At 60.0% G+C, this 18,671-nt stretch carries 15 protein-coding genes; 1 reads left to right on the forward strand and 14 read right to left on the reverse strand.

Going from position 1 to position 18,671, the window contains the following annotated elements; all coding sequences use genetic code 11:
• Nucleotides 1-38: 38 nt before the first annotated feature.
• The 3 genes from argJ to CFter6_RS22025 all read right to left on the reverse strand — a co-directional run bounded on the left by argJ (nt 39) and on the right by CFter6_RS22025 (nt 5,411).
• On the reverse strand, nt 39-1,277 hold the full coding sequence (gene argJ / locus CFter6_RS22015; protein WP_061541727.1) for a bifunctional glutamate N-acetyltransferase/amino-acid acetyltransferase ArgJ: 1,239 nt from the start codon (nt 1,275-1,277) through the stop codon (nt 39-41).
• A gap of 207 nt (nt 1,278-1,484) precedes the next feature.
• Nucleotides 1,485-4,244, reverse strand: coding sequence for a preprotein translocase subunit SecA (gene secA, locus CFter6_RS22020; RefSeq protein ID WP_061541728.1), 2,760 nt, complete (start codon nt 4,242-4,244; stop codon nt 1,485-1,487).
• A 213-nt stretch (nt 4,245-4,457) separates the two neighbouring features.
• Nucleotides 4,458-5,411: a M23 family metallopeptidase gene (locus tag CFter6_RS22025; RefSeq protein WP_061541729.1), complete on the reverse strand. Its 954-nt coding sequence runs from the start codon at nt 5,409-5,411 to the stop codon at nt 4,458-4,460.
• A gap of 153 nt (nt 5,412-5,564) precedes the next feature.
• On the opposite strand from CFter6_RS22025, the gene CFter6_RS22030 reads away from it, so the two are divergent.
• Complete coding sequence (locus CFter6_RS22030) at nt 5,565-5,966, forward strand: hypothetical protein (RefSeq protein ID WP_236904444.1); 402 nt, start codon at nt 5,565-5,567, stop codon at nt 5,964-5,966.
• 56 nt (nt 5,967-6,022) lie between these two features.
• Here CFter6_RS22030 and lpxC read toward each other — a convergent pair whose 3' ends face one another.
• From lpxC to mraY, 11 genes are all read right to left on the reverse strand, one after another.
• On the reverse strand, nt 6,023-6,958 hold the full coding sequence (gene lpxC, locus CFter6_RS22035; protein ID WP_061541731.1) for a UDP-3-O-acyl-N-acetylglucosamine deacetylase: 936 nt from the start codon (nt 6,956-6,958) through the stop codon (nt 6,023-6,025).
• Between the two features lie 143 nt (nt 6,959-7,101).
• Nucleotides 7,102-7,608, reverse strand: a complete 507-nt coding sequence (locus CFter6_RS22040; protein WP_061541732.1) for a peroxiredoxin — start codon at nt 7,606-7,608, stop codon at nt 7,102-7,104.
• Between the two features lie 232 nt (nt 7,609-7,840).
• Nucleotides 7,841-9,016, reverse strand: coding sequence for a cell division protein FtsZ (ftsZ, locus tag CFter6_RS22045; RefSeq protein ID WP_014007911.1), 1,176 nt, complete (start codon nt 9,014-9,016; stop codon nt 7,841-7,843).
• Nucleotides 9,017-9,137: 121 nt separating this feature from the next.
• Nucleotides 9,138-10,370, reverse strand: a complete 1,233-nt coding sequence (gene ftsA / locus CFter6_RS22050) for a cell division protein FtsA (RefSeq protein ID WP_014007913.1) — start codon at nt 10,368-10,370, stop codon at nt 9,138-9,140.
• A 10-nt stretch (nt 10,371-10,380) separates the two neighbouring features.
• Nucleotides 10,381-11,148: a cell division protein FtsQ/DivIB gene (locus tag CFter6_RS22055; RefSeq protein ID WP_014007914.1), complete on the reverse strand. Its 768-nt coding sequence runs from the start codon at nt 11,146-11,148 to the stop codon at nt 10,381-10,383.
• A 59-nt stretch (nt 11,149-11,207) separates the two neighbouring features.
• A complete protein-coding gene (locus CFter6_RS22060; RefSeq protein WP_061542520.1) occupies nt 11,208-12,194 on the reverse strand; it encodes a D-alanine--D-alanine ligase in 987 nt (328 codons plus the stop codon).
• 26 nt (nt 12,195-12,220) lie between these two features.
• Nucleotides 12,221-13,627, reverse strand: a complete 1,407-nt coding sequence (gene murC, locus CFter6_RS22065) for a UDP-N-acetylmuramate--L-alanine ligase (protein ID WP_061541733.1) — start codon at nt 13,625-13,627, stop codon at nt 12,221-12,223.
• Between the two features lie 9 nt (nt 13,628-13,636).
• Nucleotides 13,637-14,725, reverse strand: coding sequence for an undecaprenyldiphospho-muramoylpentapeptide beta-N-acetylglucosaminyltransferase (gene murG, locus CFter6_RS22070; protein WP_061541734.1), 1,089 nt, complete (start codon nt 14,723-14,725; stop codon nt 13,637-13,639).
• Nucleotides 14,722-15,957 carry a putative lipid II flippase FtsW gene (gene ftsW / locus CFter6_RS22075; protein ID WP_061541735.1) on the reverse strand — a complete coding sequence of 412 codons (1,236 nt, stop codon included), beginning with the start codon at nt 15,955-15,957 and terminating at the stop codon, nt 14,722-14,724. Before ftsW ends, murG begins: the two co-directional genes overlap by 4 nt.
• Entirely contained in the window at nt 15,954-17,492 is a 1,539-nt protein-coding gene (gene murD, locus CFter6_RS22080) for a UDP-N-acetylmuramoyl-L-alanine--D-glutamate ligase (protein ID WP_061541736.1), read from the reverse strand. Before murD ends, ftsW begins: the two co-directional genes overlap by 4 nt.
• Nucleotides 17,493-17,501: 9 nt before the next feature.
• A complete protein-coding gene (mraY, locus tag CFter6_RS22085) occupies nt 17,502-18,671 on the reverse strand; it encodes a phospho-N-acetylmuramoyl-pentapeptide-transferase (RefSeq protein ID WP_014007920.1) in 1,170 nt (389 codons plus the stop codon).

The following is an 18,671-nucleotide window of genomic DNA, read 5'->3' on the forward strand; positions in this document are numbered from 1 at the left end:
ACGGCCTCGGACGGCATTTTTCTCAAAGTATGATCGGCTCAGGAGCGATAGTCAGCATTGATCGAGACATAGTCATGCGATAAATCGCAAGTCCACACAGTCGCATCGGCATCGCCTCGCGCCAGTTGCACCCGCACCAGGATCTCGCTCTGTTTCATGACGCGCTGGCCGTCGGCTTCCTGGTATTCTGGATTGCGGCCACCACTTTTTGCCACCAGGACGTCATCCAGGTACAGGTCCAGCTTGCTGACGTCCAAGTCGTCGACGCCAGCATAACCGATAGCCGCCAGGATACGGCCCAGGTTAGGATCAGAGGCGAAGAAGGCCGTCTTGACCAGCGGCGAGTGAGCGATCGAATAAGCGATCTTGCGGCATTCTGCAGCATTCTGCCCCTGTTCCACGGTGATCGTGATGAACTTGGTAGCGCCTTCGCCGTCGCGGATGATCATTTGCGCCAGATGCCGGGAAATATCGGTGACAGCCGCCGCCAGCTCCGCATATTCCGGACTATCGACGCTGCTCACTTCCAGTTCGCCGGCGCCGGTGGCGATCAGCATGAACGAGTCGTTGGTCGAGGTATCACCGTCGATGGTGATGCAGTTGAACGAACGGTCGGCGGCCTGGCGCACCATGTGCTCCAGCACCGGCTGCGCCACTTTCGCATCGATCGCCAGGAAACCGAGCATTGTCGCCATATTCGGCTTGATCATGCCGGCGCCCTTGCTGATGCCGGACAGCGTCACCGTTTTGCCGGCGATAACCAGGCTGCGTGAAGCAGCTTTTGGCTGCGTATCGGTAGTCATGATAGCCTCGGCGGCATTGAACCAGTTGTCGCTTTGCAGGTTCTGTATCGCCTGCGGCAAACCGGCAGCGATGCGCTCCACCGGCAGCGGCTCCAGGATCACGCCAGTCGAAAACGGCAATATCTGTGCTGCATGGCAGCCCAGCAACTCCGCCAGCGCATCACAAGTGGCATTGGCTGCCGCCAGGCCGGCTTCGCCGGTGCCGGCGTTGGCGTTGCCGGTATTGATCAGCAGCGCACGGACAGGCTCGCCGGAAATCTCGGCGGCGGCCAGATGCGCTTTGCTGACTTGTACCGGAGCAGCGCAAAAGCGGTTTTGCGTAAACACCCCGGCTACCGTCGCCGTCGGCGCCAGTTTCATCACCAGCAAATCCTTGCGATTCGCTTTGCGCACACCGGCCTCGGCATGGCCAAGCTCGATGCCCGCCACAGGCAGCAGATCGGCGGCGACAGGAATGGGGGAATTGACGGCCATGAGAATCCTTAACTAGGTATATAGGTGTTGGCGGCGCTGGTTTGCCGAGATTAATGGGTGGTTGCCCGGTCCAGCAGACCGGCAGCTGATCCAAGTGCTTATTTTAAGGGGTATTAAGGCGTATGCGCAGACCATGTGTACATCTGCCGCAACAAAAGCAAAGGGCGGGTTTCCCGCCCTGCTTTAGCCGTTGCCCATCATTGCCGGTTACATCAGCTGGCCGTGGCACTGCTTGTATTTCTTGCCGCTGCCGCACGGGCAAGGATCGTTGCGGCCGACCTTCGGCACGCTGCTGCCCGGCTGCTGCGATTCATCGCTATGCGCGGTGGGCGCCAGCAAGGCTTCCGGCGCCGCGCTCGGATCGAAGTCGGCATGCTGGTAGTGCACGTTTTCCACGTGGGACTGCGCCATTTCTTCTTCGGCAGCCGCAATTTCCTCGCGGTTTTCGATACGCACCGTCATCACCACCTTGACCACTTCATTTTTGATCAGGTCCAGCATCTGGCCAAACAGTTCAAACGCTTCGCGCTTGTATTCCTGCTTCGGATTCTTTTGCGCGTAGCCGCGCAGGTGGATCCCCTGGCGCAGATGGTCCAGCGCAGCCAGATGCTCGCGCCAATGGCTGTCGACACTTTGCAGCATGACGCTGCGTTCGAAGCCTGCGAACGATTCCTTGCCAACGATTTCGGTCTTGGTGTCATAGGTAGTGCTGGCGGCGGTCAGCACACGCTCCAGCAGATCTTCGTCGGTCAGGTTCGGTTCCGATTTCAGCATCTCGCCAAGCGGTACTTCCAGGTGCAGGTCGTTGGCCAGGGCCGTTTCCAGCGCCGGGATATTCCATTGCTCTTCAAGCGACTCTTCCGGCACATAGGTACGGAAAGTATCGTCCAGCACACCTTCGCGCAGCGACGCCACCGTTTCGGAAACGCCTTGCGATTCCAGCAATTCGTTGCGCTGCTGGTAGATCACCTTGCGCTGGTCGTTGGCGACATCGTCATATTCCAGCAGCTGCTTGCGGATATCGAAGTTGCGCGCCTCGACCTTGCGCTGCGCCGATTCGATCGAACGCGACACGATGCCAGCCTCGATCGGCTCGCCTTCCGGCATTTTCAGCCGGTCCATGATGGCGCGCACGCGGTCGCCGGCAAAAATGCGCAGCAAGGCGTCGTCCAGCGACAGGTAGAAACGCGAGGAGCCCGGATCGCCCTGGCGCGCAGCGCGGCCGCGCAACTGGTTATCCACCCGCCGCGATTCATGGCGCTCGGTGCCGATGATATGCAAGCCGCCGGCATTGACCACGTGGTCATGCAGCGATTGCCAATCATCGCGCAGCTTGTCGGAGCGCAGTTGTTTTTCGGTGTCGCCGAGCGACTCGTCGGCTTCGATGAACTGGATCTGCTTCTCGACATTCCCGCCCAGCACGATGTCAGTGCCGCGCCCCGCCATGTTGGTGGCGATAGTGATCGCTTGCGGACGGCCTGCCTGCGCGATGATTTCCGCTTCCCGTGCGTGCTGCTTGGCGTTCAACACGTTGTGCGGCAGCTTGGCCTTGGTCAGGATCGAAGACAACAGCTCCGAGTTTTCGATCGAAGTGGTGCCCACCAGCACCGGTTGCCCGCGCTCGTAGCAGTCCTGGATATCCTTCAGCATCGCATTGTATTTTTCCTGCGATGTCTTGTAGACCTGGTCCTGCCGGTCCTTGCGCTGGTTCGGCCGGTTTTGCGGGATCACCACGGTTTCCAGGCCATAGATTTCCTGGAATTCGTAGGCTTCGGTATCGGCGGTGCCCGTCATGCCGGCCAGCTTGCCGTACATGCGGAAATAGTTCTGGAAAGTGATCGAGGCCAGGGTCTGGTTCTCGTTCTGGATCTTGACGCCTTCCTTGGCTTCCACTGCCTGGTGCAAGCCGTCCGACCAGCGGCGGCCGGTCATCATGCGGCCGGTGAATTCGTCGACAATGACGATTTCGCCGCCCTGCACCACATAGTGCTGGTCCTTGAAGTACAGCGAGTGCGCGCGCAACGCGGCGTACAGGTGATGGATCAGGCTGATGTTGGCGGCGTCGTACAGGGAGGCGCCTTCTGCCAGCAAACCCATGTCGGTGAGGATCTGCTCGGCCTTTTCATGGCCGGCTTCGGTCAGCAGCACCTGGTGCGCTTTTTCATCCTTGGTGTAATCGCCGGGGACTTCAACCTTGCCCTTGCCGTCCGGCGTTTCTTCGCCGACCTGCTGGGTCAGCAGCGGCGGCACTTCATTGATCTTGTAATACAGGTCAGTGTGATTTTCAGCCTGGCCGGAAATGATCAGCGGCGTACGCGCTTCGTCGATCAGGATCGAGTCGACTTCATCGACAATGGCGAAATTCAGGGTACGCTGCACACGGTCGGCGGCGTCGTACACCATGTTGTCGCGCAGGTAATCGAAACCGAATTCGTTGTTGGTGCCGTAGGTGATGTCGGCGCCGTAGGCGACCTGCTTGGCGTCATGCTCCACCGACGACAGGTTGACCCCGGTCGTCAGACCCAGCCAGCTGTATAAACGTCCCATCCACTCGGCATCGCGCTGCGCCAGGTAGTCATTCACGGTCACCACGTGCACGCCCTTGCCGGACAGCGCATTCAGGTATGCCGGCAGGGTCGCCATCAGCGTCTTGCCCTCGCCGGTACCCATTTCGGCAATTTTCCCGTAATGCAATACCATGCCGCCTATCAGCTGCACGTCGAAATGGCGCATTTTCAAGACCCGCTTGCCGGCTTCACGGCAAACCGCGAACGCTTCCGGCAGCAAGGCGTCGAGCTTTTCGCCGTCGGCTATGCGCTGCTTGAGCTCCGGCGTTTTCGCCTGCAGCTCGGCATCGGACAGTTTTTCGAACGCCGGTTCAAGTGCATTAATTTGTCGGACGACTTTTTTATATTGCTTAAGCAGGCGCTGGTTGCGGCTACCGAAAATCTGGGTCAGTAATGACATGCTTGGATTCTAAAAAAAGCGCCGGCGGCATTCCGCGGCATCTTGTGGATGGCCCCGAAACCGGGCTGTGGCTAAATAAATAATCGGAGAATTTTATCATGCAGTCCCCGACACATTGGGGTTATGCACCAGGAAACAATAGCAAGTTGCGCAAATTGTGCCCGGCATCCGGCGCATCCGGGCTCTACTGTGCTTGCATTACAACAACATTCATTACTTCCCGGCCAATGTTGCCATCTTGGCCAGGTCGGTGCCCGCGTTCAGGAACTTGCGCGGATCCTGCGCCACGCCCTTGATTCTTACTTCGAAATGCAGGTGCGGTCCGGTCGAACGCCCGGTAGTGCCGATATCGGCGATATGCTGGCCGCGCTGCACGATGTCGCCCACTTTGACAAACAGCCTGGAGGCATGGGCGTAGCGGGTGATGATGTCGTTGCCGTGGTCTATATCCAGCATGTTGCCGTATTGCGGATGATATTCGGCCGCGATTACCACGCCGGCCGCCGCGGCGACGATATTGGTGCCGACCGAGGCTGGAAAATCCAGTCCCTCATGAAATGCACTGCGGCCGGTGAACGGATCGAGCCGCCAGCCGAAGCTGGAGGAATTGTAGTTGACGCTGACCGGCTGGTTGGTCGGCAGCAGCTTGGACTTGATGCGGTCGCTCATCAGTACGGTTTCGACCACGTTCAGGTAGTCGGTGCGGAAACCGACATCGCGCGACATGGCGTCCAGCGCCAGCTGGAATTCGCTCATGCTCATGTCGTGCGAGCGCCGGTCGTACAGGCTGCTCGATTCGGCGCCGCCGCGTCCCGGCGCTTCCTTGAAATTGAACTCTTCCGGCTTGACCCCAGCCAAGCCCTGGACCCGCTCACCCAAGGCATCCAGGCGCATCAGCTGCGCCTGCATTTCACCGAGCTTGATGGCCATCGCCGCCAGGTTTTCCTTCAGGTACTTGTCTTTATCCTGCACTCCGGCGACAGCGTCGCCGGCGGCCTTGCCCGCAAACGGCAGGCCGACCGCATAACGGGCGGTGAGGAAATACAATAATCCGGTCGCCAGCAATACCGCCAGTAAAAAAACGACGATCATCAGGGTGATGTGCCTGGCGCCTAAGGTGATGGATTTTGCGCGATTAAAACGCGGGTGCAACAGAATTACCTGCATTGCAGCTCCGGTGAAGCCCTGAGCGGGTCACAGGTGTGATATGGTTTCACCATCATGCGTAGACTCTCACCTTCTTCTTACCGGCCAGCGACAACGGGTTCCAGGCCTCAAACTCAAAAAGCCGTTGCCGATTTTTTACGGGGGAATGACAAGATGGCGGCTTTGCTGCCCGCTGTCACACGCATGGCGGCGCTGCAAAAGCAATGCGCCGCCGAATTGCCTGCCATGTTCAGTACCTGCGAAGTATTGCAATGCGAAGCCGGGCAGCTGGTACTGTCAGCTCCCAATGCAGCTCTGGCAAGCAAATTGAAGCAGCAACTGCCACGCCTGCAAAACCAATTGCTGGCAGGAAATTGGCAGATTAATGCAATCCGAATCAAAGTGCAAGTAAGCCAAAACCTAATGAAAGCGCCTGCTGTCAAGCAGGCACTACTTTCATCCAAAGCTGTTTCGGCATTCTCTTCGCTGATGGAGGAACTGGAGCCATCGGCTGCCAACGAAGCACTGAAAAATGCTATCGCAGCGATGGTCAGGCGCTATAGCGATAAAAAATAAATCGCTACGGGCGGGGATAAACGCCATCTTGCAAAAATGGCATTATACACAGACAGCTAGTTGAGAGCCCACTCTTGCCCGACCTGACGCTGATAAGCGCCGGGCGCTTCAGTCAACTCGTCGAAGCTGACCACCTCATAGGCATCCGGCTGAGCCAGTAAAGCGCGCAGCAGCTGGTTGTTCAGGCCATGGCCAGATTTGTGGGCGGTGTAGCTGGCCAGCAGCGGATGGCCGATCAGGTACAGGTCGCCGATGGCGTCCAGGATCTTGTGGCGGACAAACTCGTTTTCGTAGCGCAAACCGTCGCTGTTGAGGATGCGGTACTCATCCATCACGATGGCGTTTTCCAGCGAACCGCCGCGCGCCAGTCCCAGGCCGCGCATGGTTTCCACATCCTGCATGAAACCGAATGTGCGCGCACGCGCCACTTCCTTCACATACGACTGGATGCTGAAATCCACTTCCGCGGTCTGGCCGGTGCCATCCACCGCTGGATGGTTGAATTCGATAAAGAATTTCAGCTTGAAACCGTTGCATGGATCGAGCCGCGCCCATTTCTCGCGGTCGCCTTCGCCTTCACGCACCTCGACCGATTTTTTGATGCGCACGAATTTCTTGGCGGCGTTTTGCTCTTCCAGCCCCGCTTGCTGCAGCAGGAATACGAACGACGAGGCCGAGCCATCCATGATGGGGATTTCCTCGGCAGTCACGTCGACATACAGGTTATCTATGCCCAGCCCCGAGCAGGCCGACATCAGATGTTCGATGGTGGAAACCCGCACGCCGTCCTTGACCAGCACCGAGGCCATGCGTGTATCGCCGACTTCGGTGGCCTTGGCCGGGAAGTCGATGGCAGGATCCATATCGACGCGCCGGAAAACGATGCCGGTATCCACTGCCGCCGGGCGCAGGGTCAGCTCGACCTTGGTGCCGGAATGGACGCCAATGCCTGTCGTCTTGACAATTCTTTTGATAGTGCGCTGTTTCAACATGATGACATTATAAGTCTGACTGATAATTATTCTGTAACGATGTGTAGTTATTGTGGGGTAAAAAACACGCCTGGATGTTTCCGCCCCCGGAACTGAAAAACGGCGCCACTGGCGCCGCCTACTCTACCCGCAACGGCTAGCTTTTAGGCCAGTTGCGCCAGCAGGGTTTCCGCATTGGACACTTCGAACTTGCCGCCCTGCTCCACGTTCAGCTGCTTGACCACGCCGTCGTCGATCAGCGCCGAGAAACGCTGCGAGCGCACGCCCATGCCGAACTTGCCGAAATCGGCGTCCAGGCCCAGCGCCTTGACGAAATCGGCGTTGCCGTCAGCCAGCAAACGCACGATGCCGGTGGCTTTCTGGTCACGGCCCCAGGCGCCCATGACGAATGCATCGTTGACGGAGATCGCCCAGATTTCATCGACGCCCTTGGCCTTGAATTCTGCCGCATGCTGGATGTAGCCAGGCAGATGCTTGGCGGAACAGGTCGGCGTGAAAGCGCCCGGCACGGCGAACAGGGCGATTTTCTTGCCCTTGACCAGGTCGCTGACATTGAACGAGTTCGGTCCGAGCGAACAACCTTCGGTCTCGGTTTCGATGAATTCTGCTAATTTGCCTTCCGGCAGGCTATCGCCGATCTTGATGGTCATGATTAATTCCTTGTCTAGGTGTGGATGCCCTGAAGCCCGTGGCGCAACGCTAAGGCGCGCGCCGGTATTCCAGAGGCACAGAATGTTGGCGGATGCTACAAAAGAAAACGCCGCGCCTTTCGACGCGGCGTTGAACCCGCAGTATGCCCTGTTCCGCAACTTCATGCAGAATGCCGGCCATGATAGCGGGTATCAGCACCCGCCATCATCATTGAGACTAAAGAGCCCTGACTTAGTCGGCTTGCTTGCGCAGGAAAGCCGGAATGTCGTAGGTTTCCATGCCGTTCTTTTCCAAAGCCCGCACCGTGTCGGAAGCCGACTCGCGACGCCATACCGCCGGCGCCTTCATGCCTTCGAACGAAGAGCTGCCGTGTCCCACCGAAGCCTGGCCATGCATCATCGGCTCGTTGTGGGTGCCAGTACGCATCATCGGCGCCTGCACCAGCTGCACGGCCTTGCGTGCACGGCCCAGGCCGGTGGCCACCACGGTGACACGGATATCGTCGCCCATGGTTTCGTCGTAGGCGATGCCCTGGGCAATCGAAGCGTCCGGCGCCGCAAACGCACGCACGGTCGCCATCACTTCCTTGATTTCCTTACCCTTCAGGCTGCGGCTGGCGGTGACGTTGACCAGCACGCCGCGCGCGCCGGACAGATCGATGCCGTCCAGCAGCGGCGAGGCAACCGCCTGCTCCGCCGCCAGGCGCGCGCGATCGACGCCGGATGCGGTAGCGGTACCCATCATCGCCTTGCCTTGTTCGCCCATGATGGTCTTGACGTCATTGAAGTCGACGTTGATGTGACCAGGCACATTGATGATTTCAGCAATACCGGCAACGGCGTTGTTGAGAACGTCGTCGGCGTGCTGCAACCACTCCATCATGCTGTCGTCTTCATAAATCTCTTCGAGCTTCTCGTTGAGAATGATGATCAGCGAATCAACATGCTGGGACAGGGCTTCCAGGCCTTCGTCGGCGATGTCCATGCACTTCTGGCCTTCATACGAAAACGGCTTCGACACTACCGCCACCGTCAGCGCGCCCAGTTCCTTGGCGATCTGCGCCACCACCGGCGCAGCGCCGGTGCCGGTGCCGCCGCCCATGCCGGCAGCGATGAACACCATGTGCGCGCCGCGCAATGCGTCTTCGATCCGGCCGCGCGATTCCTCGGCCAGCTGACGACCCACCGACGGCTTCATGCCCGCGCCCAGGCCGGTCTCGCCGATCTGGATCACGTTGTGCGCCTTCGATTGCTTGAGCGCCTGCGCATCGGTGTTGGCGGCGATGAACTCCACTCCTGACACACCCTTGTTGATCATATGTTGGACCGCATTGCCGCCGGCGCCACCGACGCCGACAACTTTAATCACGGTGCCCAAAGTTGCATTGTCAAGCATATCGATTTCCATGATATTTCCTCATAAAGATGCAGCATTCAGTCAATAGGCATCACGCTGTGTGAGGCCTAGCAACTGACAACTGCGTGTTGCACAAACAACGTTAAAAACAAATCTCGTATTAAAAACCGTATTAGAAATTACCCAAAAACCATTCCTTCATGCGCTGCCAGATCGCCTTCGCCGAACCTTCCTGGCGTGTCACGATATAACCGCGCAGGTATTGCTTCTTCGCTTCCAGCAGCAGCCCCAGCACAGTCGAATAACGCGGGCTGCGCACCACGTCGGCCAGCTGGCCGCGGTAGTCCGGCGTTCCCAGCCGTGCAGGCTTGAGGAAAATGTCTTCCGCCAGTTCGATCATGCCGGGCATCATTGCCGAGCCGCCGGTCAGCACCACTCCGCTCGATAACACTTCTTCGTAACCTGACTCGCGCACCACCTGGTGCACCAGCGCAAACAGCTCTTCGACTCGTGGCTCGATCACCGCCGCCAGCGCCTGGCGCGACAGGGTGCGCGGATTGCGGTCGCCCAGGCCCGGCACTTCCAGCGTCTCGCCCGGATCGGCCAGGATCTGCTTGGCCACGCCGTAGCGCAACTTGATTTCTTCCGCCTCGTTGGTCGGCGTACGCAGCGCCATCGCGATGTCGTTGGTGATCTGGTCGCCGGCGATCGGGATTACCGCGGTATGGCGGATCGCGCCTTCGGTGAACACCGCAACGTCGGTGGTGCCGCCGCCGATATCGACCAGCACCACGCCCAGCTCTTTTTCGTCTGGCGTCAGCACCGCATCGGCCGACGCCATCGGCTGCAAGATCAGGTCCGACACTTCCAGGCCGCAGCGGCGGATGCACTTGACGATGTTCTGCACCGCCGACACCGCACCGGTCACGATGTGCACCTTGACTTCCAGTCGGATGCCGCTCATGCCGATTGGTTCACGCACATCTTCCTGGCTGTCCACAATAAATTCCTGCGGCACCGTATGCAGCAATTGCTGGTCGGTCGGAATGTTGACCGCCTTCGCCGTTTCTATAACGCGCGAGACGTCGGCCGCGCTGACTTCCTTATCCTTGATCGCCACCATGCCACTGGAATTGAAGCTGCGGATATGGCTGCCTGCGATCCCGGTGTACACGTTGCGGATCTTGCAGTCGGCCATCAGCTCCGCCTCTTCCAGTGCGCGCTGGATAGACTCGACGGTGGCCTCGATGTTCACCACCACGCCTTTTTTCAGCCCCTTGGACTCAGCCTGGCCCAGGCCGATGACTTCATGGCGCCCATCGGACAATACCTCGGCTACCACGGCCACCACCTTGGAGGTGCCGATGTCGAGACCGACGATCAGGTTTTTTGCGTCTTTTGTCATAGTGTTTCGCTTATTTTTTCTTGCTTCCCAATCCGGTCGACAAACCGCTAGCCTTCAGCGCCAAGCCATTCGGATACCGCATATCTACACTCTCAATCCGGTTCTGCAAACGCGACAGCAGTTGCGGATAAATCTGCACCAGCCGTTCCACACGGTCTTTCAGCGTGCTCTTGTTTTGCTCACGCCCCAGCTCCACCGTCATGCCGTTGTCCAGTTTCACGGTCCACGCATAACGGCTCGATAAATCCACCTCTACCGGGTTCAGCTTCAGCGGCGCAAACCATGCCCGAAAATCCGCCAGGCGCGCCGTGACATCTTTCTCACTGCCTTTCGGGCCTGACAAGCGCAGCAGTTCGCCGTCTTCTTCCGCCTCATCCAGGTTGGCGGTAAACAAATCGCCATATACCGACAGCAGGCGGCCGTCATCGTCCCAGGTAGCCAACGGCTGATGCTCTTCAATCGTCACGATCAGCGTATTCGGCCATTCGCGCTGCACCGCCGCCTTGCGCACCCACGGCACCGATTCGAACGCGCTGCGCACCGTATCCAGGTTGGCCGTGAAAAAATTGCCCTTGATGCGCGGCAGCGCGCTGGCGCGGACAATCAACGGATTGACGCGCCGCAGTTCGCTCTGCCCCGCACCTTCGATCCTGATCGTCTTCAGCGTAAACATCGGACGCTGCGCCAGCCACCAGACGCCAGACGCCAGCAATGCGAGCGCAGCCAGTCCCAGCAGGGTGCCGGAAATCGCGTTCAACATTTTGATGTCTTGCCACATGGTTATCGACTTTATCGCTTGGATCGTTAAGGTTTTCTATTCAGGTTTTTCGGCCCGGATCAGTCTGGCTTCCAGTCTTTTGACGGATTCAGGTCAAGCGAGGCCGATTTCAGTATTTCCACACACAGGTCTTCATAGCTCACACCGTCCGCCTTGGCTGCCATCGGCACCAGCGAATGGCCGGTCATGCCCGGCGAAGTGTTGATCTCCAGCAGGAACGGTTCGTTGTCGGAAGAGCGCAGCATGAAATCGACCCGCGCCCAGCCCTCGCATCCGAGTGCATTGAAAGCCTGCACCGCCAGCGACTGTATGTGCTGCGTCAGTCCCTCATCCAGGGGCGCCGGACACAAGTACTTGGTATCATCGGTAAAATATTTATGCTGATAGTCGTAATTGCCTTCCGGTGCGCGAATTTCAACAATAGGTAAAGCCCGTGCATTGCGGCCGGCGCCAAGCACCGGCACCGTCAGCTCGCGTCCGGCGACGAATTCTTCCGCCAGCACTTTTTCATCGAATTTGGCGCACAAGGCAAAACCTTCGCTCATGTCGGAATAGCCCACGACCTTGCTGATGCCGATAGTCGATCCTTCATGCGGCGCTTTCAGCATCAGCGGCAAACCCAGCACGTCCGGCACCTGGCGCAGTTCTTCGCGAGTTGCGCTGTGCGAATCCAGTACGATAAAACGCGGCGTCGGCAAACCCATGCTTTGCCAGATGCGCTTGGTCATGACCTTGTCCATGGCAATCGCCGACGCCATCACGCCCGGCCCGGTATAAGGAATGCCGAGCTGCTCCAGCGCGCCCTGCAAAGTCCCGTCTTCGCCGTAACGGCCGTGCAGGGCGATGAACACGCGGTCGAATTTCTCCGCCGCCAGCTCGGCCAGGCTGCGCTCGCGCGTATCAAACAGATAGGCGTCAACGCCATGGCTTTTCAATGCCTTCAGCACGCCGTTGCCGGACATGATGGAAACTTCGCGCTCGGCCGAACGGCCGCCGAACAGCACCCCGACTTTGCCGAATTGATGGCCTGTCTTTTTTTTGCTCATCGTTTCACTCATCGCTGTATTCATGTCTATTGCTCTACCAATTGCGCCAGCTTGCCGGGCACGCCGCTGATCGAGCCGGCACCCATCGTCATCACTACATCGCCGTCGCGCACAATGTTCAGGACCGATGCCGGCATGTCGTTGATGTCTTCCACAAACACCAGCTCGGCCATGCCCGCCACCCGCAAGGCATGCGCCAGGGCGCGCCCGTCGGCGGCGATGATCGGCGCTTCGCCGGCGGCATACACTTCAGCCAGCACCAGCACATCCACCGTCGACAGCACTTTTACGAAATCTTCAAACAGGTCGCGGGTACGGGTATAGCGATGCGGCTGGAATACCAGCACCAGGCGCCGTCCGGGATAAGCGCCGCGCGCCGCCGAAATCGTCGCCGCGGTTTCCACCGGATGATGGCCATAGTCGTCGACCAGCGCGAACTCCCCGTTTGCCTTGCCGGCGGCGTCCTGCAACTTGATTTCGCCGTAGCGCGTGAAGCGGCGGCCGACGCCGTTGAATTCGGTAAGCGCCTGCTGGATCGCCGCATCCGCGACACCCAGCTCACGTGCAATCGCAATCGCCGCGCAAGCGTTCTGGACGTTGTGCATGCCCGGCTGATTCAGGCTGATCGGCATCGCCGCATAACCTTTCTGGATCACCGTGAACTGCATGTGGCCGGCAACAGCCTTGGCGTCGATCGCACGCACGTCGGCGTCGGCGTGGAAACCGTAGGTGGTGATCAGCTTGGAAATCTGCGGCATGATTTCACGCACGTTGGCGTCGTCCATGCACAGCACCGCCACCCCGTAAAACGGCAGGCGCTGGGTAAACTCGACAAAAGCCTGCTTCAGCTTGCCGAAATCATGGTCATAGGTATCCATGTGATCGGCATCGATGTTGGTGATCACTTCGATCACCGGCGACAGGTTCAGGAACGAGGCATCCGATTCATCGGCCTCGGCCACGATGAAATCGCCGGAACCCAGCTTGGCGTTGGCGCCGGCGCTGGTGAGGCGGCCGCCAATGACGAAAGTCGGATCGAGGCCGCCCTGCGCCAGCACGCTCGCCACCAGGCTAGTGGTAGTGGTCTTGCCGTGGGTGCCGGCAATCGCGATGCCGCGCTTCAGGCGCATCAGCTCCGCCAGCATGACCGCGCGCGGCACGATCGGAATGTGCTTCTCGCGCGCAGCCACCACTTCCGGGTTATCGGCCTGCACCGCTGTCGATGTCACGATCGCGTGCGCCTGGTCGATATTCGCGGCGGCATGGCCGCGGCTGACTTTGGCGCCAAGGCTGACCAGGCGCCGTGTGGCGGCGTTATCGCCAAGATCGGAACCGGAAATCGTATAGCCGAGATTAAGCAGCACCTCGGCGATGCCGCTCATGCCACTGCCCCCGATACCTACGAAATGGATATTTTTAACTTTATGCTTCATGGTCTTCGCTCACTGCGTACCTGCCAATTCTTCAAGAACCTGCGCGATCGCCTGGTTGGCGTCGCGCCGGCCGTTTTCATATGCTGCCTGCGCCATCGTCTGGCAGTCCTGGCGCGAGATCCGCGTCAACAAGGCGGCTAGGCGCTCTTTGCTCAAGTCTGTCTGCGGCAAATGGATCGCCGCTTGCTGGGTCGCCATCCAGCGCGCATTGTCGCGCTGGTGAGATGTGGTCGACGCCACCAGCGGCACCAGCACGCTGGCGACACCCGCGGCAGTCAGTTCCGAAATCGTGATCGCTCCGGCGCGGCAGATCACCAGGTCGGCGTCGGCATAACGGCGCGGCATGTCGTCGATGAACGCCACCACCTCCGCGGTCACGCCGGCCGCCGCATAAGCGCTGCGCAAGGCATCGATATGCTGCTTGCCGGACTGATGCGTTATGCTGGGCCGCAGGTCGGCCGGAATCAAGGCCAGGGCCGCCGGCAAGCAGTCGTTGAGCGCCTTCGCGCCCAGGCTGCCGCCCACCACCAGCAAACGCAAAGGACCGATGCGCCCGCTGTAACGTTCGGCCGGCAACGGCAGCGCCAGGATTTCCTTGCGCACCGGATTGCCGGTAACCAGCGCCTTGCTTGCGGCCTTGCCAAAATCCGCCGGGAACCCGAACAGCACCCGCTGCGCCAGCGGCGTCAGGGTCTTGTTCGACAACAGCAACGCCGCGTCGGCGTTCACCAGCACCAGCGGCACGCCGCGCAAGCGCGCCATCGCTCCGCCCGGCACCGTCACATAACCGCCCATGCCCAGCACCACATCGGCCTGGCGCCGGCCCAGGATGCGGAAACAGGCCGGGAAACTAGCCAGCAAGCGCCAGGCGCCACGCAAGGTATGCGCCAGGCCTTTGCCGCGCAAACCCGAGAAGGTGATCTGGTCCATCTCGATGCCGTGCTGCGGCACCAGGTCGCGCTCCATGCCGTGGGTAGTCCCCAGCCAGCTTACTTGCCAGCCGCGCGCGCGCATGGTGTCGGCAATCGCCAGCCCGGGAAATATGTGGCCGCCGGTGCCTGCCGCCATGATCAATAGGCGTTTTGTGCCGAGATTCATGCCCGGCCTCCGCGCATCAGAACCCGGTTTTCGTAATCGATGCGCAGCAAGATCGCCAGGCCGACGCAATTGATCAGCACGCCGGAGCCGCCGTAGCTCATCAGCGGCAAGGTCAGGCCCTTGGTCGGCAGCAAGCCCAGGTTGACGCCCATGTTGATGAAAGTCTGCACTCCGATCCAGATGCCTATGCCCTTGGCCGTCAAGCCGGCAAAAGTCTGGTCCATGGCTATCGCCTGGCGGCCGATTTCAAAAGAACGCTTGATGATCCAGTAAAACAGCATGACTACCACCAGCACGCCGGCAAATCCCAGCTCTTCGCCAATGACCGCCAGCAGGAAGTCGGTATGCGCTTCCGGCAGGTAATGCAGCTTCTCGACGCTGGCGCCAAGGCCGACGCCGAACAGTTCGCCGCGGCCGAAGGCGATCAGCGAATGCGACAGCTGATAAGCCTTGCCCAGGGCATTTTCTTCCGCCCACGGATTCAGGTAAGCGAAAATCCGCTCGCGCCGCCATGGCGACAGCCAGATCACCAGGGTAAACATGCCGGCCAGCATGGCGCCTATGCCGCCAAACCAGACGCCGTTGATCCCGCCCAGGAACAGGATGCCCATCGCAATGCAGACGATCACGCCGAGCGCACCGAGGTCCGGCTCCAGCATCAGCAGCAGGCCGACCAGTCCGACCGCGGCGGTCATTGGCAGAAAGCCCTTGGTCAGCTTGTGCATCACTTCCTGCTTGCGCACCGTGTAGTTGGCGGCGTACAGGACGATGAACAGCTTCATCAATTCCGACGGTTGCAGGTTGAATACGCGGAACGACAGCCAGCGCTTGGCGCCGTTGACGCCGCGCCCCAGGCCCGGCACCAGCACCATCGCCAGCAGGATCAGGGTAATCACGAACAGGTACGGCGCCCAGCGCTGCCAGGTGGCGATCGGGATGCGGAAGGTCACCAGCCCGGCCAGCAGCGAAACGCCGATAAAAATCGCTTGCCGCACCAGGAAATGGCCATTCGTGTAATTCGAATACTTGGGCGAATCCGGCAGCGCGATCGAGGCCGAATACACCATCACCAGGCCGAACAGCATCAGCAGCACGACCACCCACACCAGCGGCTGGTCGTACTCCATCATTTTCGACCGCTGGACGCCGGGTTTCTGGCTGTCGAGCGTGCGCGGCCGCGCCGGCGCTTGGTCCGCCGGCTTGCCTGAAAATGATGGGAAGGCAAATTTCATAGCCCGACCTCGCCACGCGACAAAGCCAGCTCACGTACGGCATCGACGAATACCTGCGCGCGATGGGCGTAATTGCGGAACATGTCGAAACTGGCGCAAGCCGGCGACAGCAATACCGCATCGCCCGCCCGCGCCAATTCGGCGGCACGCGTCACCGCCTCTTCCAGCGTGGCGCAATCCACCATGGCGATGCCGGCCGCCTGTTTTTCAACAGCGGCGCGGATCACCGGAGCGTCGCGGCCAATCAGCAGCAAGGCGCGGCCGTAGGTGGCCAACGGTGCGGCCAGCGGCGAAAAATCCTGTCCCTTGCCTTCGCCGCCGGCGATCAGCAGCAGGCGGCTAGGGTTAGCGTTACCCGTGCCGTCACCGTCGCAGCCGCGTCCCAGGCCGTTCAAGGCCGCCACCGTGGCGCCGACATTGGTGCCTTTGCTATCGTCGTAATATTCGACGCCGCCAATCGTCGTCACCAGTTCGACCCGATGCGGCTCGCCGTGATACTCGCGCAAGCCGTGCAGCAGCGGCGCAAAGGGCAGGTCGATGGCGCGGCACAGGGCCAGCGCGGCCAGCGCGTTGGCGGCATTGTGGCGGCCGCGGATCCGCAGCGCGTCCGCCGGCATCAAGCGTTTTACCGAGACCGGCAGCAAGGCCAGTTGTTCCTTTTTACTGCGTCGCTTTTCGACCCGTTCATCTTCGTCACCCGGCACCGCCACCGACAGCCACTGCATGCCGTTGTCGCTGACCAGGCCGAAGCAGTCGCCGTCCAGCGGTTCGTCGAAACCGAAACTGATGCTGTTGCCGTTACTGAACTGCATCGTCAACGGATCGTCGCGATTCAGCACCCGCACCGTATCGGCGCTGAAAATGCGCGCCTTGTCAGCCACATAGGATTCCATGTCGCCGTGCCAGTCCAGATGGTCCTGCGTGATGTTCAGGATGGTCGCGGCGTCGGCGTGCAGGTTGCAGGTTGCATGCAATTGGAAACTGGACAGTTCCAGCACCCAGACCTGTGGCAAGGCGTCTTTTTCCAGCGCGTTGCGCAATACATCCAGCGCCGCCGGGCTGATATTGCCGGCCACCTGCACCGTCAGGCCGGCGCGCTCGCACAGCAGGCCGGTCAGGCTGGTGACTGTTGTCTTGCCGTTGGTGCCGGTGATGGCAATCACCTTCGGCGTATACGAGCGGCTCTCGCGCAATGCCGCCAGGGCTTGCGCAAATATTTCGATTTCACCCCATACCGGGATATTGCAGTCGGTCGCCGCCGACAGGATTTCCTTCAGCTCGCCGGCGGGCGCCAGGCCCGGGCTGGTGACGGCAAAGTCGATGCCGTCCAGCAGCTCGACGGCAAAACCGCCTTCCGGGCTGGAGGCGACAAATTCCACCGCCGGAATTGCCTGTTGCAGCAGCGGCAGGCGTTCCGGTGTGCTGCGCGTATCCGCCACGCGCAGCGTCGCACCGCAGTGCGCCAGCCACAATGCGGATGCCAGGCCCGATTCTCCGAGCCCTAATACCAGAACATGTTTACCCGTGTAGTCCATTACCGCCGCTTACCTTAGCTTCAGAGTTGAAAGTCCAAACAGCACCAGCATCATCGAGATGATCCAGAAACGCACCACAACCTGCGTTTCCTTCCAGCCTTTTTGTTCATAGTGATGGTGCAAAGGCGCCATCAGCAATACCCGGCGGCCGACGCCGAAACGCTTTTTCGTGTATTTGAAATAGATTACCTGCAACATCACCGACAAAGTCTCGACGACGAAAATACCGCCCATGATGAACAGCACGATTTCCTGGCGCACGATCACCGCCACGGTGCCGAGCGCGCCGCCCAAGGCCAGCGCGCCAACATCGCCCATGAAGACCTGGGCCGGATAGGCGTTGTACCAAAGGAAGGCAAGTCCGGCGCCGGCCATCGCGCCGCAGAAAATCAGCAGTTCGCCGGCGCCCGGGATATGCGGGATCAGCAGGTATTTGGCGAAAGTCACGTTACCTGTCAGGTAAGCGAACAAACCTAGCGCAGCCCCTACCATCACGGTCGGCATGATCGCCAGGCCGTCCAGGCCGTCGGTCAGGTTGACCGCGTTGCTGGTGCCGACGATGACAAAATAAGTCAGGGCCATGAAACCCCAGACCCCCAGCGGATAGCTGATGGTCTTGAAAAACGGTACGATCAGGTCGGCCTTGGGCGGCAGGTCCAGGCTGAAGCCGGACTCGACCCAAGCCACAAACAAGTCCCAGACCTGGGTGTTGTTCGGCGCCGACACCGAAAACGCCAGGTAGATCGCCGCCACCACGCCGATCACCGATTGCCAGAAATATTTTTCGCGCGAACGCATGCCGTTCGGATCCTTGTAGACCACCTTGCGGTAATCGTCGACCCAGCCGATGGTGCCGAAACCCAGCGTCACCACCAGTACGATCCAGACAAAACGGTTGCCCAGGTCGCTCCACAGCAAGGTCGAGATGCCGATCGCAATCAGGATCAGCACGCCGCCCATGGTCGGCGTGCCGGATTTGATCAAATGCGTCTGCGGACCGTCGGTGCGCACCGCCTGCCCGACCTTCAGGCGCGCCAGCATGCGGATCACGCCGGGCCCCGCGATCAAGCCGATCATCAACGCCGTCAAGGTCGCGAACACAGCGCGAAAGGTGATGAAGTTGAAGACGCGCAGGAAACTGAAATCCTGCTGAAAATTTTGTGCCAGCCATAGCAGCAT

The sequence above is a fragment of the Collimonas fungivorans genome (assembly GCF_001584145.1).
Lineage (GTDB): Bacteria > Pseudomonadota > Gammaproteobacteria > Burkholderiales > Burkholderiaceae_D > Collimonas > Collimonas fungivorans.